Here is a 4,735-nt window from a genome sequence, read left to right on the forward strand (position 1 = left end):
CGGAGAGGAACTGCTGCATCGCTTCGGCGCGGCGCGCCTGTGCGAGCGCGCGCTCGGCTTCGTCGGCGCGGGCGCGCGCCTGCCACAGCGCGACGCCGGTCGCGGCGACCAACGCGAGCACGGCCACGGCGGCGATCGACACCGCGAGGCGGTTACGGCGCACGAACCGTCCGACCGTGTAGGCGAGCCCCGGCCGCGCGAGCGTGAGCGGGCGATGGTCGAGCCAGCGCGCGAGATCCTCGCGCATCAGCGCGACCGATCCATAGCGCCGCTCGGGTGCCGGTTCGAGCGCATGGGCGATGATCCGGCCGAGGTCGCCGCGCAGCAACCGGACGACCGCCTTGCCGTCGCGACTGTCCGCGGCCTCGCGCGTGGCGGCGCCCGCCTCGCGCGCGAGCTCGGCGGTCGACCAGTCCGTCGATCGTTCGCGAGCGGCGGTCGGCAGGCGGCGGCCGACGACGAGCTCGTACAGCAGCAGGCCGAGTGCGTAGACGTCGGTCGCGGTCGTGACGCGGTCGCCGCGCAGTTGCTCGGGTGCGGCGTATTCGGGCGTGAACACGCGCGTCGCGGGCGTCTTGTCGTCGCTCGGGTCCAGCACCTGGGCGATGCCGAAATCGAGCAGCTTGGCGACGCCGGCGTGGCTCACGTAGACGTTCGACGGCTTGAGGTCGCGGTGCACGACGAGTTGCGCGTGCGCGTGCGCGACCGCGGCGCACACCTGGTCGAACAGCGCGACGCGCGCGCGCACGTCGAGGCCGCGGTGTTCGCAGCCCTCGAGCAGCGGTTCGCCGTCGACGTACTCCATCGCGAGCCATGCGCGACCGTCGTCGGTACCGGCGTCGACGAACGCGGTGATGTTCGGGTGCGCGAGCGCGGCGAGGATGCGCCGCTCGCGCGCGGCGAGCCGTGGCGCGGACGCGACGCGATCGAGCAGCTTGAGCGCGACGCGCTGGGTGAAATCGGCGCCGCTGCGTTCGGCGAGGTAGACGGTGCCCATGCCGCCTTCGCCGAGCTGGCGCAACAGGCGGAACGGGCCGACGTTCGCGGGCATCTGCGCGTCGGCCCCGAACAGGCGGTCGAAGCTCTCGCACAGGCGTTCCGTCGACGCCGCCGCGCCGTCCATGAGCGTGCGTGCGGCACGCGCGAATTCGGCATCGATGCCCGCGATTCGCGCGATCTCCCCTTCGCGCGCGTTCGCGTCGAGCCCCTCCAGCCGCGCGAGCAGGTCGCGCATCTCGCGCCAACGTTCCGGTGCGAACAGCGGCTCGCCGGCCGGCGTGTTCACGGCGATCCGCCGAGCGCGAGTCGCAGGTAGTTGCGTGCGAGGTCGAGGTCGCGGTGTACGGTCCGCTCCGTCACCCCGCGCAGGTCCGCGATCTGCTTGGCGGAGAGGCCGCCGAACATGCGCCAGGTGAAGGTCTCGGCGAGCTCGGCGTCCTGGCGCTCGAGCACGCCGAGCGCCTGGTCGAGTGCGAGCGCGCGTTGCGCGTCGGCGTGCATGTCGGGCAGGCCGTCGTCGAGTTCGGTGCGGACGAGGTCGCCGCCGCGCTTCTCGGCCAGGCGTTCGCGCGCGTAGTCGACCACGGTCTGGCGCATCGCGCGCGCCGCGAGGTTGAAGAAGTGGCGGCGGTCGTTGATCGAATCGAGGCGGCCGCGCGCGAGCTTGAGGAACGCCTCGTTGACGAGCGCGGTCGGCGTGAGCGTCGCCTGTGCGCCCGCGCGGCCGAGCTGCCGCGCGGCAATCCGGCGCAGCTCCGCGTAGATCTCGGCGTAGGCGCGGCCGCCCGCCTCGCGGTCGCCGCTGCCGGCCGCGCGCAGCCATTCGGTGAGTGGCGACTGCTCTTCGGTCACGTCGATCGCCCCTGCGCCGACGTCAGGCGGCGCTGGCCGCAGCATAGCGCATCGATTGCGGGGCGGCTGTCGCGATCGGGCGCGCATTCCGTTTCCTTCGCAAGGAGGAGCGCCGACATGGGTCAAGCCAACCGGGTCTGCAGGATGTCCACGAAGGCTGCCGCGACGGCGCAACGGCCCTCTGCGCTGCCTCGATGGCGGCTTCGCGCGATCGCGTTCGTGCTCGTGCTCGCGCAGGGCGGGGCGTCGGCGGCCGTATTCACGGTCGTCAACGTCGACGACGGTGGCCCGGGCTCGCTGCGGCAGGCGATCCTCGATGCCGATGCCGCCGGCGGCAGCAACACGATCGCATTCGCGATCCCGGGCAGCGGCCCGCATGCGATCGCCGTCGCGAGCGCGCTGCCGGCGATCACGGGTAGCTTGATCGTCGACGGTTATACCCAGCCAGGCAGCGTGCCGACCACGCACGCGCCCGACCAAGGCGGGCTCGACGCCCAGCTCATGGTCGAGATCGTCGGCAACGGCAGCAACGGTTTCGCGATCGAGGGATCGCAGGCGACGCTGACCGTGCAGGGGCTCGCGATGCACGGTTTCGGCGATGCGATCGTCGGCAACGGCGGCGGGCCCGGTGCGTCGCACCTCGCGCTCTACGGCAACTTCATCGGCACGCAGATCGACGGCAGCGCGTTGCCGGGCGTCGGCAACAGCGGCAGCGCGGTGCGCTGCGGCTTCAGCAGCGCGCAGATCGGCGGTACGTCGCCGTGGCAGCGCAACCTGCTCTCGGGCAACGGCGGTGCCGGCGTGCTGACGAACGGGCCGGTCGTGATCGAGGGCAACCTCATCGGCACCGATGCGGGCGGCACGATCCCGATTCCGAACGGGACCGCGAACAACTGGGGCGGCATCATCGTCGGTTCGCGCACGGGCGTGCGCATCGGCGGTGCGGACGTGGCGATGCGCAACGTGATCTCGGGCAATCGCCCGTTGGGCATCGGCGTGTGGGCGTCGTTGGGCTCGGGCGGCCCGGTCGGTTCATTCGAGATCAAGGGCAATTTCGTCGGCAGCGACTGGAGCGGGCAGCGCCCGCTGCCGAACGGCTGGGCGGAACCGGCCAGCGCCCAGTTCGGCGGCGGCATCCAGGTGCAGGGCGGCGACGGCAGCGCGCTCGTGATCGGCGGCTTCGGCGACGGCGAAGCGAACCTCGTCGCCTTCAATACAGGCGCCGGCATTTTCGCCGCAGGAAACAATGCGGGCGAGGCATTCGACAGTCGCGCGAACCTCGTCCACCACAACCGGGGCGTCGGCCGCGCGAACATCGACATCGGCGCACCGGGGCCGACGCCGAACGATGCCGGCGACGCCGATACGGGCAGCAATGCGGTGCAGAACGCGCCCGAGATCATCGCCGCGAGCCAGCAGGGCAACGAACTCACCGTGACCTATCGGGTCGACAGCACGACCACGGCGTCCGCGTATCCGCTGCGCATCGACATCCATGCGGACGTCGCCGGTGGGGCGGGCGCTTGGTTGACGCAGGACAGTTATCCGGCGCAAAGCGCGCTGCAGCCGCGCACGATCACCCTGCTCGTGCCGGTCGGCGCGAGCGCGATCCCGTTCGTCGCGACCGCGACCGATGCGGCCGGGCATACGAGCGAGCTGTCGCCCGCGTTCGACGTGATCTTCGAAGACGGCCTCGAATAGCTCAGCGCGGCGCGCGATAACCGCCACGCACGCCGCGCGGCGACAGCACGAGCTGCCAGAGCTGGTTGCGCCGCGCGCGGAACGTCGCCGCGGACGCGGACAGGTAGTAGCGCCACATGCGCCGGAAGCGTTCGTCGTAGCGCGCCTGCAGGCGCGGCCACGCGGCGTCGAAGTTCGCGCGCCAGGCCATCAGCGTGCGGTCGTAGTCGGCGCCGAAGTTGTGCCAGTCCTCGATCACGAACAGGTCCTCTAGCGCACCCGTGATCTGCGCCGCGGACGGCACCATCGAGTTCGGGAAGATGTAGCGCTCGATCCACGGGTCGGTGTGGTTGGACGAGACGTTCGCGCCGATCGTGTGCAGCACGAACAGGCCGTCGTCGGCGAGGCAGCGGCGAGCGACCTCGAAGTACCTGCGGTAGTTCTTCACGCCGACGTGCTCGAACATGCCGATCGAGAAGATGCGGTCGAAGCGTTCGTCGAGCACGTGGTAGTCCTGCACGCGGATCTCGATCGGCAGGCCCGCGCAGATCTGCGCGGCGAGCTCCGCCTGCTCGTGGGAGATCGTCACGCCGACGCCCGCGATGCCGTAGCGCTCCGCGCCATACTTGAGCGCTTCGCCCCAGCCGCAGCCGATGTCGAGCACGCGCATGCCTCGCTGCACGCCGAGCTTGCGCAGCACGAGATCGAGCTTGGCGACCTGGGCGGCGTCGAGGCCGACCGCGTCGTTCCAGTAGCCGCAGCTGTAGACGAGGCGGCGGCCGAGCATCGCGCGGAACAGGTCGTTGCCGAGGTCGTAATGGCGCTCGCCGACTTCGTAGGCGCGCTTGCCGCGCTGCGGGTTGGCGATGCGCGCCTTGAGGAACAGCCAGGCATCGTCGAGCGTGGCGACGCGTTCGTCGAGGCGCGCGTCGAGCAGGCGGAACAGGAAGCCGTCGAGCGAATCGGCATCCCACCAGCCGTCCATGTAGGCTTCGCCGAGTCCGAGCGAGCCATGGGCGAGCACGCGCGAGTAGAGCCGGTCGTCGTGCACGACGATGTCGGTCGGTGCGCGGCCGCCGATGCCCACGCCGGCGACGTCCAGCAGGGAGGCGATGCGTTGCTGTGCGCGTGCGGTACTCATACGGGGACCGGGATGGGCGGACCTGGCCCCGAGATCAGGACACGGCGTGCCTGAATCAAGCCC

The 4,735-nt window shown here is 71.2% G+C and carries 4 protein-coding genes; 1 reads left to right on the forward strand and 3 read right to left on the reverse strand.

The features are described 5' to 3' along the window. Positions 1-1,285: serine/threonine-protein kinase (locus tag VI238_RS03015; RefSeq protein ID WP_331648303.1), on the reverse strand; the 1,285-nt coding region annotated here is incomplete at its 3' end. Further along, positions 1,282-1,896, reverse strand: coding sequence for an ECF-type sigma factor (locus VI238_RS03020; protein WP_331648305.1), 615 nt, complete (start codon positions 1,894-1,896; stop codon positions 1,282-1,284). The genes VI238_RS03015 and VI238_RS03020, both read right to left, overlap by 4 nt. A gap of 99 nt (positions 1,897-1,995) precedes the next feature. Between VI238_RS03020 and VI238_RS03025 the strand changes: the two genes are divergently transcribed. Beyond that, on the forward strand, positions 1,996-3,552 hold the full coding sequence (locus VI238_RS03025) for a hypothetical protein (RefSeq protein WP_331648306.1): 1,557 nt from the start codon (positions 1,996-1,998) through the stop codon (positions 3,550-3,552). Position 3,553: 1 nt separating this feature from the next. Here the strand turns inward: VI238_RS03025 and cfa are convergent, their stop codons facing one another. Then, positions 3,554-4,672 carry a cyclopropane fatty acyl phospholipid synthase gene (gene cfa, locus VI238_RS03030; protein ID WP_331648308.1) on the reverse strand — a complete coding sequence of 373 codons (1,119 nt, stop codon included), beginning with the start codon at positions 4,670-4,672 and terminating at the stop codon, positions 3,554-3,556. Between the last annotated feature and the right edge of the window lie 63 nt (positions 4,673-4,735).

The sequence above is a fragment of the Dokdonella sp. genome, from assembly GCF_036518555.1.
Taxonomy (GTDB): domain Bacteria; phylum Pseudomonadota; class Gammaproteobacteria; order Xanthomonadales; family Rhodanobacteraceae; genus Dokdonella_A.

Bases quoted from the DNA above. Each gene is read 5' to 3' on its own strand.
- VI238_RS03020 (WP_331648305.1), bottom strand. From the start codon at position 1,896: ATGCTGCGGCCAGCGCCGCCTGACGTCGGCGCAGGGGCGATCGACGTG.
- cfa (WP_331648308.1), bottom strand. From the start codon at position 4,672: ATGAGTACCGCACGCGCACAGCAACGCATCGCCTCCCTGCTGGACGTC.
- VI238_RS03025 (WP_331648306.1), top strand. From the start codon at position 1,996: ATGTCCACGAAGGCTGCCGCGACGGCGCAACGGCCCTCTGCGCTGCCT.